The sequence below is a fragment of the Octadecabacter sp. R77987 genome (assembly GCF_042466115.1).
In the GTDB taxonomy this organism is placed as follows: domain Bacteria; phylum Pseudomonadota; class Alphaproteobacteria; order Rhodobacterales; family Rhodobacteraceae; genus SW4.
In genome coordinates this window covers 1343098-1360169 of the sequence record NZ_JAXHBQ010000001.1, presented here as the reverse complement: position 1 = coordinate 1360169, position 17072 = coordinate 1343098, and the positions used below count along the sequence as shown (strand labels likewise).

At 59.6% G+C, this 17072-nt stretch carries 15 protein-coding genes, 1 tRNA gene and 1 pseudogene; 14 read left to right on the top strand and 3 right to left on the bottom strand.

Annotated elements, in window-relative coordinates; translation table 11 throughout:
• The first annotated feature begins 107 nt into the window (after positions 1–107).
• Positions 108–1259 (top strand): MFS transporter, encoded by a 1152-nt coding sequence (locus SJY21_RS06805; RefSeq protein ID WP_377508023.1) that lies wholly within the window; start codon positions 108–110, stop codon positions 1257–1259.
• On the opposite strand, the gene SJY21_RS06800 is transcribed toward SJY21_RS06805, so the two are convergent.
• Positions 1256–2419, bottom strand: a complete 1164-nt coding sequence (locus tag SJY21_RS06800) for an L-lactate dehydrogenase (protein WP_377508020.1) — start codon at positions 2417–2419, stop codon at positions 1256–1258. The genes SJY21_RS06805 and SJY21_RS06800 overlap by 4 nt on opposite strands.
• A 95-nt stretch (positions 2420–2514) precedes the next feature.
• Entirely contained in the window at positions 2515–3306 is a 792-nt protein-coding gene (gene trpA, locus SJY21_RS06795) for a tryptophan synthase subunit alpha (protein WP_377508017.1), read from the bottom strand.
• Between the two features lie 122 nt (positions 3307–3428).
• Here trpA and ychF point away from each other — a divergent pair, with 122 nt between their 5' ends.
• Both ychF and SJY21_RS06785 read left to right on the top strand, forming a co-directional pair.
• Complete coding sequence (gene ychF / locus SJY21_RS06790) at positions 3429–4526, top strand: redox-regulated ATPase YchF (RefSeq protein ID WP_377508014.1); 1098 nt, start codon at positions 3429–3431, stop codon at positions 4524–4526.
• 243 nt (positions 4527–4769) lie between these two features.
• Positions 4770–4859, top strand: a tRNA-Ser gene (locus SJY21_RS06785).
• Between the two features lie 48 nt (positions 4860–4907).
• Here the strand turns inward: SJY21_RS06785 and SJY21_RS06780 are convergent.
• Complete coding sequence (locus SJY21_RS06780) at positions 4908–6062, bottom strand: ester cyclase (protein ID WP_377508011.1); 1155 nt, start codon at positions 6060–6062, stop codon at positions 4908–4910.
• Positions 6063–6366: 304 nt separating this feature from the next.
• Between SJY21_RS06780 and SJY21_RS06775 the strand changes: the two genes are divergently transcribed.
• From SJY21_RS06775 to SJY21_RS06725, 11 genes and pseudogenes are all read left to right on the top strand, one after another.
• Positions 6367–7599: an ABC transporter substrate-binding protein gene (locus SJY21_RS06775; RefSeq protein WP_377508008.1), complete on the top strand. Its 1233-nt coding sequence runs from the start codon at positions 6367–6369 to the stop codon at positions 7597–7599.
• 92 nt (positions 7600–7691) lie between these two features.
• The gene (locus tag SJY21_RS06770; protein WP_377508005.1) at positions 7692–8720 is read left to right on the top strand and encodes a carbohydrate ABC transporter permease; all 1029 of its coding nucleotides are present in this window, start codon (positions 7692–7694) and stop codon (positions 8718–8720) included.
• 14 nt (positions 8721–8734) lie between these two features.
• Positions 8735–9616, top strand: a complete 882-nt coding sequence (locus tag SJY21_RS06765; protein WP_377508002.1) for a carbohydrate ABC transporter permease — start codon at positions 8735–8737, stop codon at positions 9614–9616.
• Between the two features lie 11 nt (positions 9617–9627).
• Positions 9628–10683 (top strand): ABC transporter ATP-binding protein, encoded by a 1056-nt coding sequence (locus tag SJY21_RS06760; protein ID WP_377507999.1) that lies wholly within the window; start codon positions 9628–9630, stop codon positions 10681–10683.
• Positions 10680–10883 (top strand): hypothetical protein, encoded by a 204-nt coding sequence (locus SJY21_RS06755; protein ID WP_377507997.1) that lies wholly within the window; start codon positions 10680–10682, stop codon positions 10881–10883. The genes SJY21_RS06760 and SJY21_RS06755 overlap by 4 nt, the downstream gene beginning before the upstream one ends.
• Complete coding sequence (gene hisD / locus SJY21_RS06750) at positions 10880–12211, top strand: histidinol dehydrogenase (protein ID WP_377507995.1); 1332 nt, start codon at positions 10880–10882, stop codon at positions 12209–12211. The genes SJY21_RS06755 and hisD overlap by 4 nt, the downstream gene beginning before the upstream one ends.
• A gap of 35 nt (positions 12212–12246) precedes the next feature.
• Positions 12247–13235: pseudogene (locus SJY21_RS06745) on the top strand (ester cyclase).
• Positions 13232–13990 (top strand): SDR family NAD(P)-dependent oxidoreductase, encoded by a 759-nt coding sequence (locus SJY21_RS06740; protein WP_377507993.1) that lies wholly within the window; start codon positions 13232–13234, stop codon positions 13988–13990. The pseudogene SJY21_RS06745 and the gene SJY21_RS06740 overlap by 4 nt, the downstream one beginning before the upstream one ends.
• The gene (locus SJY21_RS06735; protein ID WP_377507991.1) at positions 13990–15003 is read left to right on the top strand and encodes a LacI family DNA-binding transcriptional regulator; all 1014 of its coding nucleotides are present in this window, start codon (positions 13990–13992) and stop codon (positions 15001–15003) included. Before SJY21_RS06740 ends, SJY21_RS06735 begins: the two co-directional genes overlap by 1 nt.
• Positions 15004–15006: 3 nt before the next feature.
• A complete protein-coding gene (locus tag SJY21_RS06730) occupies positions 15007–16029 on the top strand; it encodes a nuclear transport factor 2 family protein (RefSeq protein ID WP_377507989.1) in 1023 nt (340 codons plus the stop codon).
• Positions 16026–17000, top strand: coding sequence for an ester cyclase (locus SJY21_RS06725; protein WP_377507987.1), 975 nt, complete (start codon positions 16026–16028; stop codon positions 16998–17000). Before SJY21_RS06730 ends, SJY21_RS06725 begins: the two co-directional genes overlap by 4 nt.
• The last annotated feature ends 72 nt before the right edge of the window (positions 17001–17072 follow it).

Genomic DNA, 17072 nt, shown 5'->3' with positions numbered 1-17072 from the left:
ACATTGGCGTCAAAATCCCAGTGAAGTTGGGCGTATAGGGCAGGTTTGGCCGTTTGAAAAGGTGATTCTGCCTTGCGTCGACGGGCGGGGCATGTCTAATCGCCGCCATGTCCGTTGTTAGCGCTCTCATCCTGTCCCGCCGTCCGGCCTCTGCCTTTGTGGTGGTGGGGTTGTTCTGGGGCTGTTTTGCCGCCTATGTCCCTGTGATCAAAGCGCAATTGAATGTGAATGACGCGCAGTTCGGCACGTTGTTGCTGGGGTCGGCGTTTGGCCTTGTGTCGTCGATGTTTCTAGCGCCACGGGTGGACCGGTTGCTGGGCGCGCGGGGGATGCAATTCGCGGCGATCCTGCTGGCATTCATCTGGCTGTTTCCAGCGCAGATCACGACACCAACACTGTTTTTCGTCGCATTCGTATGTGTTGGCCTGTGTTCCGGTCTTCTGGACGTGATCATGAATGCACGCGTCAGCGAGCTTGAGGGGCGCACGGGCCGCAGCCTGATGAACGGCAATCACGCCATGTTTTCGCTGGCCTATGCCACCGGCGCGCTGGTCACGGGTGCCGCGCGCGAAGCCGGGTTGGACCCGTTGTGGGTGTTTGGCGGCATGGGGTTGGTGACGCTGGCCATCGCCGCGCAACTGCGCATGGATGTGGATACAGTCGAACCCGAAGACGGCATTCGCGGGCGTTACCCCTTGATCCCGATTCTTGTGTGTGGTGGCATTGTTCTGGTCGCCTTCATGTCCGAAGCCACGGTCGAGGCTTGGTCGGCCTTGCACGTTGAACGCACGCTGGGCGGGGGCGCGGCCGAGGGTGCGCTTGGCCCCGCGATGCTGGGTATCACCATGGCATTCGGTCGGTTTTCAGGGCAGGTCGTGTCGGAGCGTCTGCGCGAGGTCACAGTGGTTTTCTGGTCCTCGCTGATATCAGCCAGTGGTGCGTTGATCGCCGCATTTGCGCCCACGCCGATGCTTGCCTATCTGGGCTTTGGTGTGCTGGGCTTGGGCGTGTCGGTCATTGGTCCGATGGGCCTTGCGCTGGTCGGCAAGCTGGTTGCGCCACATCACCGGACCGAAGCGATCAGCAAGGCCGCGGTCATGGGTTTTTCCGGCTTTTTCATCGCGCCCGTGTTCATGGGCTACGTGAGCGAGGCACTGGGCCTGCGCGTGGCATTTGCTTGCGTTGCGTTGTTGTTGGTGACGGCTGTGCCGCTGTCGCTGATCGCGGCCCAACTGCGCGCCGCGATCAAGGCGGCCTAGGCCCACGACCCTTCAAAATACTTGGGAACCAAAAGGATATCGCGATCCACATCCTGAATGTCACGCTTGCCACATAGCGCCATCGTGGTGTCGAGCTCCTTGTGGATCACGTTCAACGCAGTGGTCACACCCTTTTCGCCCATCGCCCCAAGGCCATAGACGAATGCACGGCCGATATAGGTGCCCTTGGCCCCCATCGCCATCGCCTTGAGCACGTCCTGACCGGAGCGGATACCGCTATCCAGATGCACTTCGACCTTGTCACCAACCGCATCAAGGATCGCAGGCAACATGCGGATTGACGACAGCGCGCCGTCCAACTGCCGCCCGCCGTGGTTCGAGACAATGATCGCATCCGCGCCCAGTTTGGCGGCCATTTTCGCGTCTTCCACGTCCATGATCCCTTTCAGGATCACCTTGCCGCCCCACATCTTCATCAGGTCCGCCACGCGCTTCCAGTCAAGGGCGTGATCAAAGGCTTCGGCGGTCCAAGACGACAGGGACGACGGATCAGAGACGCCTTTGGCATGGCCAATCACATTGCCGAAGGTGCGCCGTTTGGTTTGCAGCATTTGCAGCCCCCAGCCCCATTTCGTCGCAAGGTTGGCGATACTGGCCATAGTCAGTTTGGGCGGGGCGGAAAGACCGTTTTTCAGGTCTTTGTGGCGTTGGCCCTGCACCTGTAGATCAAGCGTGATGACGATGGCGCTGCAACCTGCGTCGCGCGCGCGATCAAACAGGCGGCGCATGAAATCATCGTCCTTGAGGGTATAGACCTGAAACCAGAAAGGCTTGGTGGTGTTTTCTGCCACGTCCTCGATCGAACAGATCGACAGGGTCGACAGCGTGAAAGGCACGCCGAACTTTTCCGCAGCCTTGGCGGCCTTGATTTCACCATCGGCGCATTGCATCCCCGTCAGCCCGACCGGCGCAAGGGCAACGGGCATCGCCACATCCTGCCCGATCATTTGCGTCTTGGTCGTGCGGTTGGTCATATCTACCGCAACCCGCTGGCGCAGGCGGATCCGGTCAAAGTCGGATGTGTTTTCGCGAAAAGTCTGTTCTGTCCAACTACCGGTTTCGGCGTAGTCATAGAACATTTTCGGCGTGCGGCGCTTATAGATGCGTTTCAGATCGTCGATGGTGGTGATGACGGGCATGGCCGGGCCTTTCGCGCGAGATTGGTGAAGTTCTATTACCAATTCGCCAAGATTTGGGCAAGAACCATCAATGTCGCACGAGGATGCAATGCGCCCTAGGCGCGGTGTGCGCCGTCGGCGAGGGATTTGACGAAGGCCAGCACATCGGCGGGGCTGTCGCCTTTGCCGATCCGTTCGACAATGGCTGATCCAACCACGGTGCCATCGGCCACGGCGGCGATGTTTTCGGCCGTTTCGGGGGTGCGCACGCCAAAGCCGACGATGACGGGCAGGTCGGTCTTGGATTTGATCCGCGCCACTTCGGGGGCGACATCGGCGGCCTGTGCTGCCGCGGCACCGGTGATGCCGGTGATCGAGACGTAATAGACGAAACCGGATGTGTTTTGCAGCACTTTTGGCAGGCGTTTGTCATCGGTCGTGGGGGTGGCGAGGCGGATGAAGTTGATGCCAGCGGCCTGCGCGGGGATGCACAATTCGCTGTCTTCCTCGGGGGGCAGATCGACGATGATCAGCCCGTCAATACCGGCCTCTACTGCGTCTTTCAGAAAACGATCCACGCCACGCGAATAGATCGGGTTGTAGTAGCCCATTAGCACGATCGGCGTCGTGTCGTTTTCCTTGCGCAATTCACGGGCGATTTGCAGCGTTTTTTCAAGCGTTTGCCCTGCTTCCAGCGCACGTTGTCCGGCCAGCTGGATCGTCGGGCCATCGGCCATCGGATCGGTGAACGGCAGGCCAAGTTCAATGATATCCACGCCCGCGTCCGGTAAGCCGCGCACGATTTCTAGCGAGGTGTCATAATCAGGGTCGCCCGCCATGACATAGGCCACGAAAGCCTTGCGCCCGTCTTTGCGCAGCCGCGCGAATGTGTCGTCGATCCGAGTCATGGCCAGTTCCTGTGTAAATCAAGGGCGGTTTGCGCCATGAATGCAGGAAAATCAAGGGGTGGCTTGCAGCGCTGCCTGCCGCGCCGTAGAAGCGCGCAAACAATCAAGTCGGAGTTTGTGCCATGGGTTTCAAGATGGGTATCGTGGGTCTGCCGAATGTGGGCAAATCGACCCTTTTCAATGCGCTGACCCGCACGGCGGCGGCGCAGGCGGCGAACTTTCCGTTCTGCACGATCGAACCCAATGTGGGCGATGTGGCGGTGCCCGACAAACGGCTTGATCAGCTTGCGGCGATAGCCGGATCCAAACAGATCATCCCGACCCGCATAACGTTTGTGGACATTGCCGGCCTTGTGAAAGGGGCCAGCAAGGGCGAGGGGCTGGGCAACCAGTTTCTGGCCAACATCCGCGAGGTTGACGCGATTGCCCACGTCCTGCGTTGTTTCGAAGATGGCGATGTGACCCACGTCGAGGGGCGCGTTGATCCGGTCGCCGATGCCGCCACGATTGAAACGGAATTGATGCTGGCCGATCTGGAAAGCATCGAAAAGCGTCTGGTCAATATCACGCGCAAGGTGCGTGGTGGCGACAAGGAAGCGGTGCAGCAGGAACGCCTGCTGAAAGCCGCGCAGGCCGTGCTGGAAGACGGCAAGCCCGCCCGCATGGTCGACGTGGATGCCGACGACGCGAAACAGTGGAAAATGCTGCAATTACTGACGACTAAGCCGGTTCTTTATGTCTGCAACGTGGGCGAGGACGAAAGCGTTTCGGGCAATGCACATTCAGCGGCCGTTGCCGAAATGGCCGCCGCCGAGGGCAATGCCCATGTGATTATCAGCGCCCAGATCGAAGAGGAAATCAGCCAGCTCGACGCCGACGAGGCCGAGATGTTCCTGACCGAAATGGGGCTGGCCGAGGCCGGTTTGGATCGCCTGATCGAGGCGGGGTATCAACTGCTGCACCTTGAAACCTATTTCACCGTTGGCCCCAAGGAGGCGCGCGCATGGACGATCCGCGCGGGCACGACCGCGCCCAAGGCGGCAGGCGTGATCCATGGTGATTTCGAAAAGGGCTTCATCCGCGCCGAGACGATCGCCTTTGACGACTTTGTCACATTGGGTGGTGAACAGCCCGCCAAAGAAGCCGGCAAGATGCGCGCCGAGGGTAAGGGATATGTCGTCAAGGACGGCGATGTTTTGCACTTCCTGTTTAACACCTGATACCGAACTGTGAACGCCGCGCCCCTTGCGCGCGGCGAATCGCGCAGGCTTGCCTGGTGAACAACAGAAAATCCCACAAATCTGCCATATGGAAACCGTCTGGAATGCGTATGGAAACCGTATGGCCGCAGTATGGGCGAAGGCACGGTTAACGCACCGCGCGGTCAGGGTGTTTTAAGGATTAGGGGCGCTGCGGGCTTTTCCGACTTGCCCCCCCTTTGCACCATCGCTAAACGGGTCGGCGGAGACGTGGCCGAGTGGTCGAAGGCGCTCCCCTGCTAAGGGAGTAGGCCCGGAAGGGTCTCGAGGGTTCGAATCCCTTCGTCTCCGCCACCTACCTTATAGATCGTCGTTTCATGCGCCGGATGGCGGGGTGGGGCGTTAGGCTTCGTCGGGCAGGACGGCGCTGTCGCGGTCGGCCATTTGCGCGAGCTTGACTTGCATCAGCACGGACATTTCATCGTAGTTGGTCCATTCATCGACGATCTTGCCGTCCTTGATGTGGAAGTGCGACATGCCCATGACCTGCACCCGTTTTCCGGTAGGCGCGCCAAGGTCTTCGAACACGCCCCAGCCAAGGTGGTGGCCTTCCACCAGCCAGCGCACGGCGACTTTGGTGCCGCCTTCTTCGCAGGGGGTCGAGCAGATGTGCTGCGGCATGTAGAACCCGTTGGGGATGGCGGAATAGAGACCGAGGGTCTGATGGGTGACGGCCCCGCGCCCGTATAGTTCCTTCATCAGGGGGCCGTGGTATTGCACGGTGGCCGCGTAAACATCATCAATTTTTCCGAACATGCGTTTGTTGTGAATGTCGTGCAGCCAGCCCAGAACCTCGCGTTCAAGGTCGGTGTTGGCGATGGAAAGATCGGCCTCGCTTTCGGGGGGATACTGGCCGATCAGGCGGCGGTTTTCGCCCATGTCGACGGCCAGCAACCCCTTGTCGAAATACGATGTGGCAAGGTTTTCGGCATAGGCCTGCGGGTCAAGCCCGATCTGCTTGACCTGCGCCATGGAATCCACGACCAGCCATTCGCGATAGATCATGTTTTCGTAGATCATGCAGTCTGCGATGGTGCGTGCCACGAATGACCGTCCTGTGGGTTTGCCATAGATACCGGGCTGCGTGTGACGCCCCTGACCGGTCACAAGGTGCGAGGTATAAAAGCCGTCATCCTCGTTTCCGTTCCAGATCACGTGGGTGGCCATACCGCGCCGTTCGGGCAGCATGAACATCCGCTGGATCGTGCCCTGGACAACCTCTTCGCGGGTGTAGGTTGTGCCGGTCGCGCTATAGACCACGCAGTTGTGGGTGTAGTGGCTGTAGATCAGCCCGACATTGCGTTCGTCCCAGATGCGGTGGGTGCAGCGCACGATATAGTCGACGATGTCGGTATAGATCGGGTCGAACCCTTTCAGCGGCTGCACACGTTCGCGGTCGGTGGGGACCATGTCGGTGAAATCGCGGCGTTCCGATTGCAGGACCGATTTGCTTTTGCCGCGGGACGTTTCTTTTGGGGTGCTTTCTTTGCCAGCCATGGGGTGACTTTCTTTGGTCAGGGGATTCGGGGTTAACTTCGCCACAAAATGCATACGTTTGCAACAATCTTTATACTGGAAGATATCAGGCCGTTCCTGTGTCACTTATGCGCTGCGATGCAGCAAATTCTATTGAGTATTTCGGCGATAACGGGTGATCGCGTCGCGCATGACGAATCTGTTGCAAGCGTATTCAAACGTGGCTAACGTGATGGGGCGTCGGAATCTGCCTGACGTCGACATACAAAGAGTGGCCTGCGCCTTTTCGGCAAAACAGGGCTGCCCACCAACGGGAGAAACCGGAATGATTTTCAACACAAAAACTATGGTCGCCGCCTGTGCGCTGATCGCATCCGCGGGCGTTGCCTGGGCGGATTGCGGGATCGAATCGGGCTCGGTCCGTATTCTGTCCAACGACTTTGAGGCGCTGCATGTGATTGCCGATGCCGCTGAAACCTGCGCGACTGACGTCGTCGAGGTGACGCGCAACCAGACCGAAGAACACAAGAACATCCAGGTAGCCGCGCTGACTACCGATCCGGCAACATATACCGTTGCGGTTGTCGCCACGAACTCGATTGTGCCGCTGTTGAATGATGACCTGATCCGCCCGCTGGATGATCTGGTTGCCGAATACGGTCAGCAACTGACCGAAAGCCAGCTGATCCGCGTTGACGGCAAGATCATGGCGATTGCCTTTATGGCCAACGCCCAGCACCTGTTCTACCGCGAAGACATTCTGGCGGAAAACGGTATCGAAGTGCCCACGACCTATGCCGAACTGTTCGCTGCTGCGGAAACCCTTCGCGCTAACGGTGTGATGGAAACACCGCTGTCGTCCAACTATATGCCCGGTTGGAACATTGCCGCCGAATTCGTCAACACATACCTTGGCACCGGAGATGATTTCTTTGTGCCCGGCACGGCTGAACTGGCCATCGACAACGAAAACGGCATGGCCGTTCTTGAGGCGATGAAGCAGATGACCGAATACATGAGCGCCGATTGGGCGACCTATGACAGCAACTCGCAAAAACCCGTTTGGGAAGCCGGCGAAGCGGCGCTGTCGATTTCATGGGGGTCGCGCGCGGGCGCCTACATCGCAGACGACAGCCCCGCACCTGAAATTGCCGCTGCGACACAGTTTGCCGCAGCGCCAACGGTTGGTGACGTGCCGGGTGCCGCCCTGTGGTGGGACGGGTTCACGATTGCCAAGAACATCAGCGACGAAGATGCCGAAGCATCCTTCCGTGCCATGATGGTTGGCATTTCCCCTGAAATGATGGCAGCAAACCGTGATGCAGCCGTTTGGCTGATCGAAGGTTACGAGCCGTCACGCGCCGCCAACGGCGTGATCGCCGACCTGCAGGGTGGTGCGCGTCCCTATCCGATGCTGCCCTACATGGGTCTGCTGCACACCGCATTGGGTGACAACCTTGCCGAATACCTGCAAGGCAGCGAAAGCGCCGAACAGGCAATCGCCGACATCACCGCAGCCTACACTGCTGCGGCGACAGAAGCCGGTTACCTGAACTAAGCGATACGCGGGGGGCCGCCGGCCCCCCGTTTCCCCCCGGATCTTTGCGATAGCAGCTTTGCCACTTTCCACGGCAAGGCAGGAGGATAGTCATGCCACACAAGACGTTCCTGGCCTTCATCTGGCCCTCTTTGTTTGCCATGATCCTGTTTATCGCCATCCCGATCTTCTCGGTTGGGTATCAGTCGCTTTTCATCAATCACGAACAGATCATGATCGAGGGAGAAACATGTGGCCCGTTCGGGTGCACGACCGAACTTAGCGTCGACGTCGAGGCCATGGCCGAGCTGCGTGAAACCCAGCCGCAAGGCCGTTTCAACGGCTTGGGCACCTACACCAATTCAACACATCTTGCCGTTGATGAAATCACCGAGATCGTTGCCACCAGTGAAAACTTTGGTGAAATCCGATCGCGCGTCATGAACCTGCCGTTCTACAAGGCGCTGGCCTTTACGCTGGCCTATACGTTCATCGTGACGCCGCTGGTGATTGTCCTTGGGTTCATCATTGCCGTGGTCGTCAATTCGATCCCGAAGATGCTGAAGGGGCCGGTGATCTTTTTCTCGCTATTGCCGATGATCGTGACACCGCTGGTCGGGTCGCTGGTGTTGTTCTGGATGATCGACAGCCGCGGGATCATCGGGGCGTTCCTGCAATACCTGTTCGCCGATCCGTCGCTTTCGCTCAAGGCGTCACCGACGCTGACCTGGGTCACGCTGTTTGTTTACGGGGTCTGGCACTCGGCGCCATTTGCGTTCGTTGTGTTTTATGCGGGGCTGCAAACCGTGCCGCAAGACACGCTTGAATCGGCAATGGTTGACGGGGCAAGCCGCTGGGAACGTGTCCGTTTCGTAATCATCCCCTATCTGATGCCGCTGGTGACGTTTATCGCGCTGATGCAGTTGATGGACAATTTCCGCGTCTTTGAACCGATCATCGGCTTTTCCGCTGCCGCCAGCGCGACGTCGCTCAGTTACCTGATCTACAACGATCTGCGGGCGGCTGAATCGCCGCTGTTCGGGTCGGCCGCGGCCACGTCCATGCTGACAATTGTCGGTGTCATCATTCTGCTGTTGCCGGTCCTGCGCCGCAACTGGCGCGAATTCAACCGCAAGTCCTGAGGGGGAGCAAGACCATGTCGGACAAACTCCATAAACGGCCACTCCCGCTTGTCGCGCTGTCGACCGGTTTCGTGCTGTTCTGGCTTTTCGTCGCCGCCTTTCCGTTTCTGTGGACCATGTGGGGGTCGTTCAAGGTCGAGGGGGATTTCTTTTCCCGCGCCGACTGGATGAACGCCATCATCGGGCCCGTGACCCAACGACAGACCGGCGGATCGTTCACGATGGATGGTTACGAGGGCGCGTGGATTCAACAGGAATTCTGGCGCGCGGTGGTGAATACGGCCATCGTCACGGTGTCGGTCGTGATCATCTCGCTGACGCTGGGCACCTTGGGTGGCTATGCGCTGGCGCGGTCCGGTTTCAAGTACACGTTCTGGCTGTTGATGGCTGCCCTTGTGTTTCGTGCGATGCCGCATGTGACGCTGGTGTCGGGCTATTTGCTGCCGTTCTTTGAATTGAACATCTGGGGCTATTTGCCGACGACGATTATCGTGCTTGTGGCGATCAACCAGCCGTTCACCCTGTGGATGCTGCACAGCTTTTTCCTGAGCATCCCCAAGGATCTGGACGAGGCGGCGATGGTTGACGGCTGCACCCGTTTTCAGGCGTTCCGGCTTGCGATCATTCCGGTCATGTGGCCGGGTGTGGTGACAACGGGGCTGTTCAGTTTCCTGCTTGCCTATAACGACTTCACCGTCACATCCATGCTGCTGACGCAGGAAAACGCGACGATGATTCCGCGCATCAGCAGTTTTCTTGGGTCCACCCAGGAAGAGGGCAAGGTGATGTATGCGGTCGCTGCTGTTGTGTCGGCGATCGTGCCGCTTTTCGTGCTGATTTTGTTCTTCCAACGCCAAATCGTGAGCGGTCTGACCGCTGGCGCCGTCAAAGGATAGGGGGCTTTTACATGGCCAGACTGCAACTCAAGAACGTCAACAAGCGCTGGGGATCGTTCATCGGTGTCGAAAACTTTGATCTTGATATTGCGGATCAGGAATTTCTGGTGCTGCTGGGGCCGTCGGGCTGCGGCAAATCCACGACCATGCGGATGATCGCAGGGCTTGAGGACATCACCGAGGGTGAAATCTGGCTGGGGGACCGGATGGTCAACGACCTTGATCCCAAGGACCGCGACATTTCAATGGTGTTCCAGTCTTATGGCCTTTATCCGAACCTGTCGGTTTACGAAAACATCCGTTTCCCGCTGCGTGTGCGCAAGGTTCCCAAGGCCCAGCACCACGAGATGGTGATGAAGGCCGTGCAGATGGTCGAACTGGAAGATTTCATGGATCGCCGCCCCGCCGATCTGTCGGGTGGACAACGCCAGCGCGTGGCGCTGGGCCGTGCCATTGTGCGCAAGCCGACCGTGTTTTTGATGGATGAACCGCTGTCCAATCTGGACGCCAAACTGCGTGTCAGCACGCGCGCGCAGATCAAGAACCTGCAATCGAAATTGAAGACCACGACCGTCTATGTGACCCATGACCAGATCGAGGCCATGACCCTGGCCGACCGTGTTGTGGTGATGAATGCCGGCAAGATCCAGCAGGTTGGCACACCCACCGACATTTATGACATGCCAGCTAACACGTTTGTGGCGAGCTTTATCGGATCGCCCGCGATGAACCTTGTCGCAGGCACCTTGGCGGGCGGCGTGTTCAAGGGCGAAGGCATCGAGGTGAAGGGGCTGCCAACAGGTCCGTCCGGCAATGTCACCCTTGGGTTTCGTGCCGAGGACGCCGAGATTGTCGAAAGCGGGGGCGAGATTGCCGCGCCGATGTATTCGATCGAGTTGCTGGGCGAGGCGTCGATGATCACCTGGCGGCTTGGCGGTGCTTTGGTGTCGATCAAAACCCACAAGGAATATCGCGCCGCGATTGGTGATGTCGTAAGCGCCCGGATTCCCGCCGAGATCTGCCATCTGTTCGACACGGCCAGCGGTGAAAGGATCGCCCTGTCATGACCCCAACCCAACAAGCCGAGGCGACCCGTCAGGGCATCTTGCAGATGGAGGCGGCACTTGCCGAAAACTCTGACGACATGGCCGCCCATTTCCACGAGGAGTTTCGCTGGAATGGCAATACGGGCTGTTGCACCGAACACGGCTGGGAACACTTTGATGACGGCAGCAATACGCCCCTACACCCGAGGAAAACAGTATGACCGTGACCTACCTGAAACGGGGCAAACCCGAAGCCGAGCGCGCCGCCGACGACAGTGCGGTGCGCGCCACCGTTGAAGCCGCCCTTGCCGATATCGCGGCGCGGGGCGATGCGGCCGTGCGCGAGATGGCCGAAAAGTTCGACAGCTACAGCCCGCCCAGCTATCGCCTGTCTGACGATGATATCCAGCGCATCATCGCCAAGGTGTCCGACCGTGAAATGGCCGATATCAAGTTCGCGCAGGCACAGGTGCGCAAGTTTGCGCAGGCCCAGCGGGATTCCATGCTGGATATCGAAGTGGAAACAATGCCTGGCGTATTTCTGGGCCACAAGAATATCCCCGTGCAGTCGGTGGGTTGCTATGTGCCGGGGGGCAAGTTTCCGATGGTCGCATCGGCGCATATGTCTGTTGCCACGGCTTCGGTCGCCAAGGTGCCACGGATCATCGCCGCGACGCCCCCGTTCAAGGGCGAACCCAATCCGGCTGTGATTGCCGCGATGCATCTGGGTGGTGCAGACGAGATTTATGTCCTGGGTGGCATTCAGGGGATCGGTGCCATGGCGATCGGAACTGAAACCATTGATCCGGTGCATATGCTTGTCGGCCCCGGCAACGCCTTTGTGGCCGAGGCCAAGCGTCAGTTGTTCGGGCGTGTGGGCATTGACCTGTTCGCAGGTCCGACAGAAACCATGGTGATCGCCGATGAAACGGCAGCGGACGCCGAACTGTGCGCCACCGATCTGCTGGGGCAGGCCGAGCACGGCTATAACAGCCCCTGCGTCCTGCTGACCAATTCGCGCAGGCTGGCCGAGGCAACAATGGCCGAGATTGACCGTATCCTGAAAATCCTGCCCACGGCGGACACCGCCAGCAAGTCCTGGGAGGATTACGGAGAAGTTATCGTTTGCGACACTTATGACGAGATGCTGACGGTGGCTGATGATATCGCATCCGAACATGTGCAGGTCATGACCGACCGCGACGATTGGTTCCTTGAACACATGACCTGCTATGGCGCGCTGTTCCTGGGTGCGCGCACCAACGTGGCCAATGGCGACAAGGTGATCGGCACGAACCACACCTTGCCGACCAAAAAGGCCGGGCGCTATACGGGCGGGCTTTGGGTTGGCAAGTATCTGAAAACCCACAGCTATCAGCGCGTGACCACGGACGAGGCGGCAACGATGGTCGGTGAATACGGATCGCGCCTGTGCATGCTGGAAGGGTTTGTCGGCCACGCCGAACAATGCAACATCCGCGTGCGCCGTTACGGCGGGATCAACGTGCCTTACGGTGAAGGCGCACCCTATCGCGAGGCGGCCGAGTGACAAGCAATCCCGCTCTGAGAGCTTTTCAGAACGCGCTGGTGACGGCCACCCCCACGGCTGCGCAAGCGGCCTGCGATCAGACTTTTGCGCCCGATGCGGTGATCAAGCTGTGCCATCCCTTTGGCACTGTAACTGGCACACAGATTTACGACGCGCTCTATGCCCCTCTGCTGGACGCCATGCCCGATCTGGAGCGGCGTGATATGATCGTGCTGTCGGGAACCACGCCGAGGGGCAGGATTGGGTCGGCTGCATGGGCAATTACATGGGCACGATGCTGCGCCCGTGGCTTGGCATTCCGCCCACCGGCCACCTGACCCACATGCGCTATCACGAGTTTTTCCGCATTACAGACGGCAGGGTAAGCGAGGCGCAGATCATATGGGACATCCCCGAGGTGATGGTGCAAGCCAACGCCTGGCCGATGGCACCGCAACTGGGCAAATACCTTTGCACACCCGCGCCGATGACGCAGGACGGGCTGACCGCCGCTGGCGATGGCACGGCGGCGATGGATCATGTGATTGCCATGCTGACGGACCTGTGCAAGCACCCTGCCGACCCTGATCCGGCGGTGATGCAACTGGAAACCTACTGGCATCCACGCAACAACTGGTATGGGCCAACGGGCATTGGCACGGGGCGGGGCATCGCGGGTTTTCGCAACTGGCACCAGATTCCTTTCCTGCGCGCGATGCCCGACCGCAAGCTCGACGCGTTGGGCGATCTGATGTCCCATTGGTTCGCCCAAGGCGAACATGTCTGCGAAACCGGCTGGCCGAACATGCGGCTTACCCTGACAGATGGCGGCTGGATGGGGATCGCCCCCGCAGGGCGCGAAATCCTGCTGCGCAGCCTTGATTTCTGGCGCGTGGAAAACGGGCTGATCCGCGAAAACTGGGTGCTGGTCGATCTGCTGGACCTTTACGCGCAACTGGGAGTCGACGTTCTGGCGCGGATGGGCGAGTTTAACAAGGCGCGCAACCTTGGCGCCGTCACACTGCCCGAAGGACAATTTGCATGACCCTGCCCCGCACCCCTTCCCTGCGTCTTGATGGCAAGCGCGCGCTTGTGACGGGGGCGTCGTCCGGTATCGGGCAGGCCTGTGCAGTGGCTTTGGCCGAAGCGGGGGCGCATGTGGTTTGCGCAGCGCGGGGTGTCGACAAGCTGCAAGGCAGCGTTGATGAAATGACAGCCGCGGGCTGGTCTGCCGAAGCCTTGGCGCTGGATATCGGTGATCTGGACGCGCTGAAGGTGGCAATTGATGCGCTGCCCGCCCTTGATATTGTCGTCAATTCGGCAGGCACGGCGCGCCATTCCGCAGCCCTTGAAACCACTCCCGATGACTATGATGCTGTGATGCATCTGAACCTGCGCGCCGCTTATTTCCTGTCCAGTTACGCCGCGGCGCAGATGCCTGAAAGCGGCGGCAGCATTATCCATATCAGCAGCCAGATGGGCCATGTGGGCGGGATTGATCGCGCGGTCTATTGCGCGTCCAAACATGGGCTGGAGGGCATGGTGAAATCCATGGCCATCGAATGGGGCCCCCGCCAGATCAGGGTGAACACGATCTGCCCGACCTTTGTTCGCACGCCCCTGACAGCCGCTACATTTGACAACCCCGACCGCGCCGCGTGGATTGCCGACAAGATCAAACTGGGCCGGGTTGGCGAGGTCGAGGATATCATGGGGGCAGTGCTGTATCTTGCCTCGCCCGCGTCGGCACTGGTGACAGGCACGTCGATGTTGATTGACGGAGGTTGGACAGCAGACTGATGGCCAGTGACCGCGTCACATCGCAACAAGTTGCCCAAAAGGCGGGCGTCAGCCAATCGGCCGTGAGCCGCGTATTTACCCCCGGCGCAAGTGTATCGCAAAGCACCCGTGAAAAGGTCGAACGCGCGGCACGGGTGCTGGGCTACCGCCCCAATGTTCTGGCCCGCGCGATGATTACCGGCAAAAGCCGGATCATCGGCCTTGTCGTCGCCTATCTTGATAACCAGTTCTATCCGCTGGCCGTCGAGCGGCTTTCGGTTGCGTTGCAGGCGCAGGGCTATCACGTGCTGGTTTTCATGGCCGCGCCCACGGTGGGCGATGTGCAGGATGTGATGAAGGAAATTCTTGATTATCAGGTAGATGGGATTGTTCTGGCGTCGGTTTCAATGTCGTCTGAACTGGCCGAACGCTGTCAGGATCACGGTATTCCTGTCGTCCTGTTCAACCGTGACCAGAACAATGACTCGATGTGTTCCGTGACAACCGACAACTATCGCGGCGGGTTCGAGATTGCGCAGCATTTTGCAGCGCTTGGTTATACCAGGATCGGATATATCGCCGGCTTTGAGGGTGCCTCGACCCAGCGCGACCGCGAGGCAGGATTTCGTGACGGACTTGCGGAGGCGGGGTTGTCGCTTCATTCGCGCGAGGTTGGTGCGTTTGAATATGGCGCCGCCCGCGCCGCCGCGTTGGAAATGTTTGCAGGGGGTGATCGCCCGGATGCGGCATTCGTGTGCAACGATCACATGGCCTTTGCGGTGCTGGATGCGCTGCGGTTGAAGCTGGGATTGCGGGTGCCCCAAGACGTGGCGATTGCCGGTTTTGACGATGTGCCGATTGCCGCCTGGCCCGCCTATGATCTGACAAGTTACCGCCAGCCGATCAACCGGATGGTGGCGCAAACTGTTGATGCACTGTTGATCCGTATCGCCGACCCAAGTGTGCCCGCCGACAAGATCAAACTGAAGGGAGAGCTGGTTTTGCGCGGCTCGACCCAAGATACCACAGGATAAGACATGCGCGGCTTTGATCCCAAATGGCAGGATGTCCCCCATTACATCATCGGCATCACCAAGGAAATCTGGGAGGACCGGCGTATCGGGTCGCTGCGCGGGCTATATTCGGACGGGTTGATCGTGCGCTCGCCTGCGTCCGTGGTGGTGGACAATACAAATGTGATCGCCGCCACAATGGCCACGCTTGCCGAATTTCCCGACCGCGAATTGCTGGGCGAAGATGTGATCTGGTGCGACGATCCTGATGGGGCGACCAAGACTTCGGATGCCTATCTGTCGTCGCACCGGCTGATCTGCACCGCAACGCATGACCGCGCGGGCATGTATGGCGCGCCGACCGGCAAGCAGGTGAAATATCGTATTCTGGCCGATTGCGCGATCCGTGATGGCGCGGTTTACGACGAATGGCTGGTGCGTGACCAATCGGCGATTGTGTCCCAGATGGGCTTTGACGTGGTTGACTGGACCCGCGATCTGATCGCCCGCGAAGGGGGGCCGGACACCTGCGTGCGCCCCATGACCTCCGCCAATGATGTGGCTGGCCCCTATGACCGGCAGGGCAACGATAACCCAATCGGCGCGCGCTATGCCGATACCCTGCGCGCGATCATGGGCGCGGACATGGACGTGATCCCGCGCCATTATGATCGTGCCGTGAACCTGCATTATCCGTGCGCGCAGGACGGGCTGGGTTGGGCGGATGCCGACAATTTCTGGATGGGTCTGCGCAGTGCCTTTCCCGACGCCGCGTTCACCATTGATCATGTGATCGGGCGGGACGATCCAATGATGCCGCCGCGCGCAGCTGTGCGCTGGTCGCTGCATGGCAAGCACGCAGGCTGGGGCCGCTTTGGCACGCCCACAGGTGCCGAGGTTTACATCATGGGAATCAGCCACGCCGAATTCGGCCCCTTTGCGGGCAAGGGCACGTGGGGCGATCCGACCATCCGGCGCGAATACACACTGATCGACGAAACCGCGATCTGGAAACAAATTCTACTTCAGACAGGAGCCCACGCATGAAGGGGTTTTCAAACCAGTTCAAAGACTTGCCAGACTATATCGTGAAGATCACCAAGGAAATCTGGGAAGATCGCGGGCTGGCCACCTTGCACCATTACTATGCCAAGGACATCCCCATGCGGTTTCCGTCCGGCCTTGTGACGGGCAACGCGGGTGTGATTGACGGCACCCTGGCCACGCTGGCCGAATTTCCCGACCGTGAATTGCTGGCCGATGATGTGATCTGGTCGGGCAACGAAGATGACGGGTTCCTGTCGTCGCACCGTTTGGTGACATCGGGCACGCACACCGGCCACGGCGCTTTTGGCGCGCCGACGGGCAAGCGTTTCACGATCCATGCCATTGCCGATTGCGCCGCCCGCAATGACGTGATCGACGATGAATGGTTGATCCGCGATGTGGGCGGGATTGCGCGCCAGTTGGGTTGGGATCCGTCCGACTATGCGCAGTATCAGATCGCCCAGGAAGGCGGGCCGGACAAGTGCCAGCGCCCCTTTCACCCCAGCCACGATGTGCAGGGGCCATACAAGGGGCGGGGCAATGACAATGCATGGGGCAAGACCCTTGCGACGATCCTGCAACGAATCATGGACAAGGATTTCGCTGTGATCCGCAGCGATTATGACCGCGCCGTCAAAACCGAACACTGGGGTGCGCGTGGCGGCTGGGGCTGGGATTTTGTCGAAACCGACTGGATGCGCCTGCGGTCATCCTTTCCGACCGCCGATTTCAGGATTGATCACCAGATCGGGCGCGATGACGCGGGCCTGCCCAACCGTGCCGCCGTGCGCTGGTCGCTGACCGGAAAACACGCCGGTTCAGGGTTCTTTGGCGCGCCAACAGGGGCCGAGGTGCATGTCATGGGCATTACCCACGCCGAATGGGGCGAACGTGGCCTGCGCCGCGAATATACTTTGATCGACGAGGTTGCGATCTGGAAGCAGATCCACCTGCACACAGGGGTTATCTGATGTTGCCATTGGCGCTTGGATTGCGACCGTTGCACGGGTATCTGGCGAGCCGTCGCGCACGGCGGCTCAACC

Excerpts from the sequence above, each read along its gene's own strand:
- SJY21_RS06730 (WP_377507989.1), top strand. The coding sequence starts at position 15,007 with ATGCGCGGCTTTGATCCCAAATGGCAGGATGTCCCCCATTACATCATC.
- SJY21_RS06770 (WP_377508005.1), top strand. The coding sequence starts at position 7,692 with ATGCCACACAAGACGTTCCTGGCCTTCATCTGGCCCTCTTTGTTTGCC.
- SJY21_RS06735 (WP_377507991.1), top strand. The coding sequence starts at position 13,990 with ATGGCCAGTGACCGCGTCACATCGCAACAAGTTGCCCAAAAGGCGGGC.
- SJY21_RS06800 (WP_377508020.1), bottom strand. The coding sequence starts at position 2,419 with ATGCCCGTCATCACCACCATCGACGATCTGAAACGCATCTATAAGCGC.
- SJY21_RS06780 (WP_377508011.1), bottom strand. The coding sequence starts at position 6,062 with ATGGCTGGCAAAGAAAGCACCCCAAAAGAAACGTCCCGCGGCAAAAGC.
- trpA (WP_377508017.1), bottom strand. The coding sequence starts at position 3,306 with ATGACTCGGATCGACGACACATTCGCGCGGCTGCGCAAAGACGGGCGC.
- SJY21_RS06755 (WP_377507997.1), top strand. The coding sequence starts at position 10,680 with ATGACCCCAACCCAACAAGCCGAGGCGACCCGTCAGGGCATCTTGCAG.
- hisD (WP_377507995.1), top strand. The coding sequence starts at position 10,880 with ATGACCGTGACCTACCTGAAACGGGGCAAACCCGAAGCCGAGCGCGCC.
- SJY21_RS06725 (WP_377507987.1), top strand. The coding sequence starts at position 16,026 with ATGAAGGGGTTTTCAAACCAGTTCAAAGACTTGCCAGACTATATCGTG.
- SJY21_RS06775 (WP_377508008.1), top strand. The coding sequence starts at position 6,367 with ATGATTTTCAACACAAAAACTATGGTCGCCGCCTGTGCGCTGATCGCA.
- SJY21_RS06740 (WP_377507993.1), top strand. The coding sequence starts at position 13,232 with ATGACCCTGCCCCGCACCCCTTCCCTGCGTCTTGATGGCAAGCGCGCG.
- ychF (WP_377508014.1), top strand. The coding sequence starts at position 3,429 with ATGGGTTTCAAGATGGGTATCGTGGGTCTGCCGAATGTGGGCAAATCG.
- SJY21_RS06805 (WP_377508023.1), top strand. The coding sequence starts at position 108 with ATGTCCGTTGTTAGCGCTCTCATCCTGTCCCGCCGTCCGGCCTCTGCC.
- SJY21_RS06765 (WP_377508002.1), top strand. The coding sequence starts at position 8,735 with ATGTCGGACAAACTCCATAAACGGCCACTCCCGCTTGTCGCGCTGTCG.
- SJY21_RS06760 (WP_377507999.1), top strand. The coding sequence starts at position 9,628 with ATGGCCAGACTGCAACTCAAGAACGTCAACAAGCGCTGGGGATCGTTC.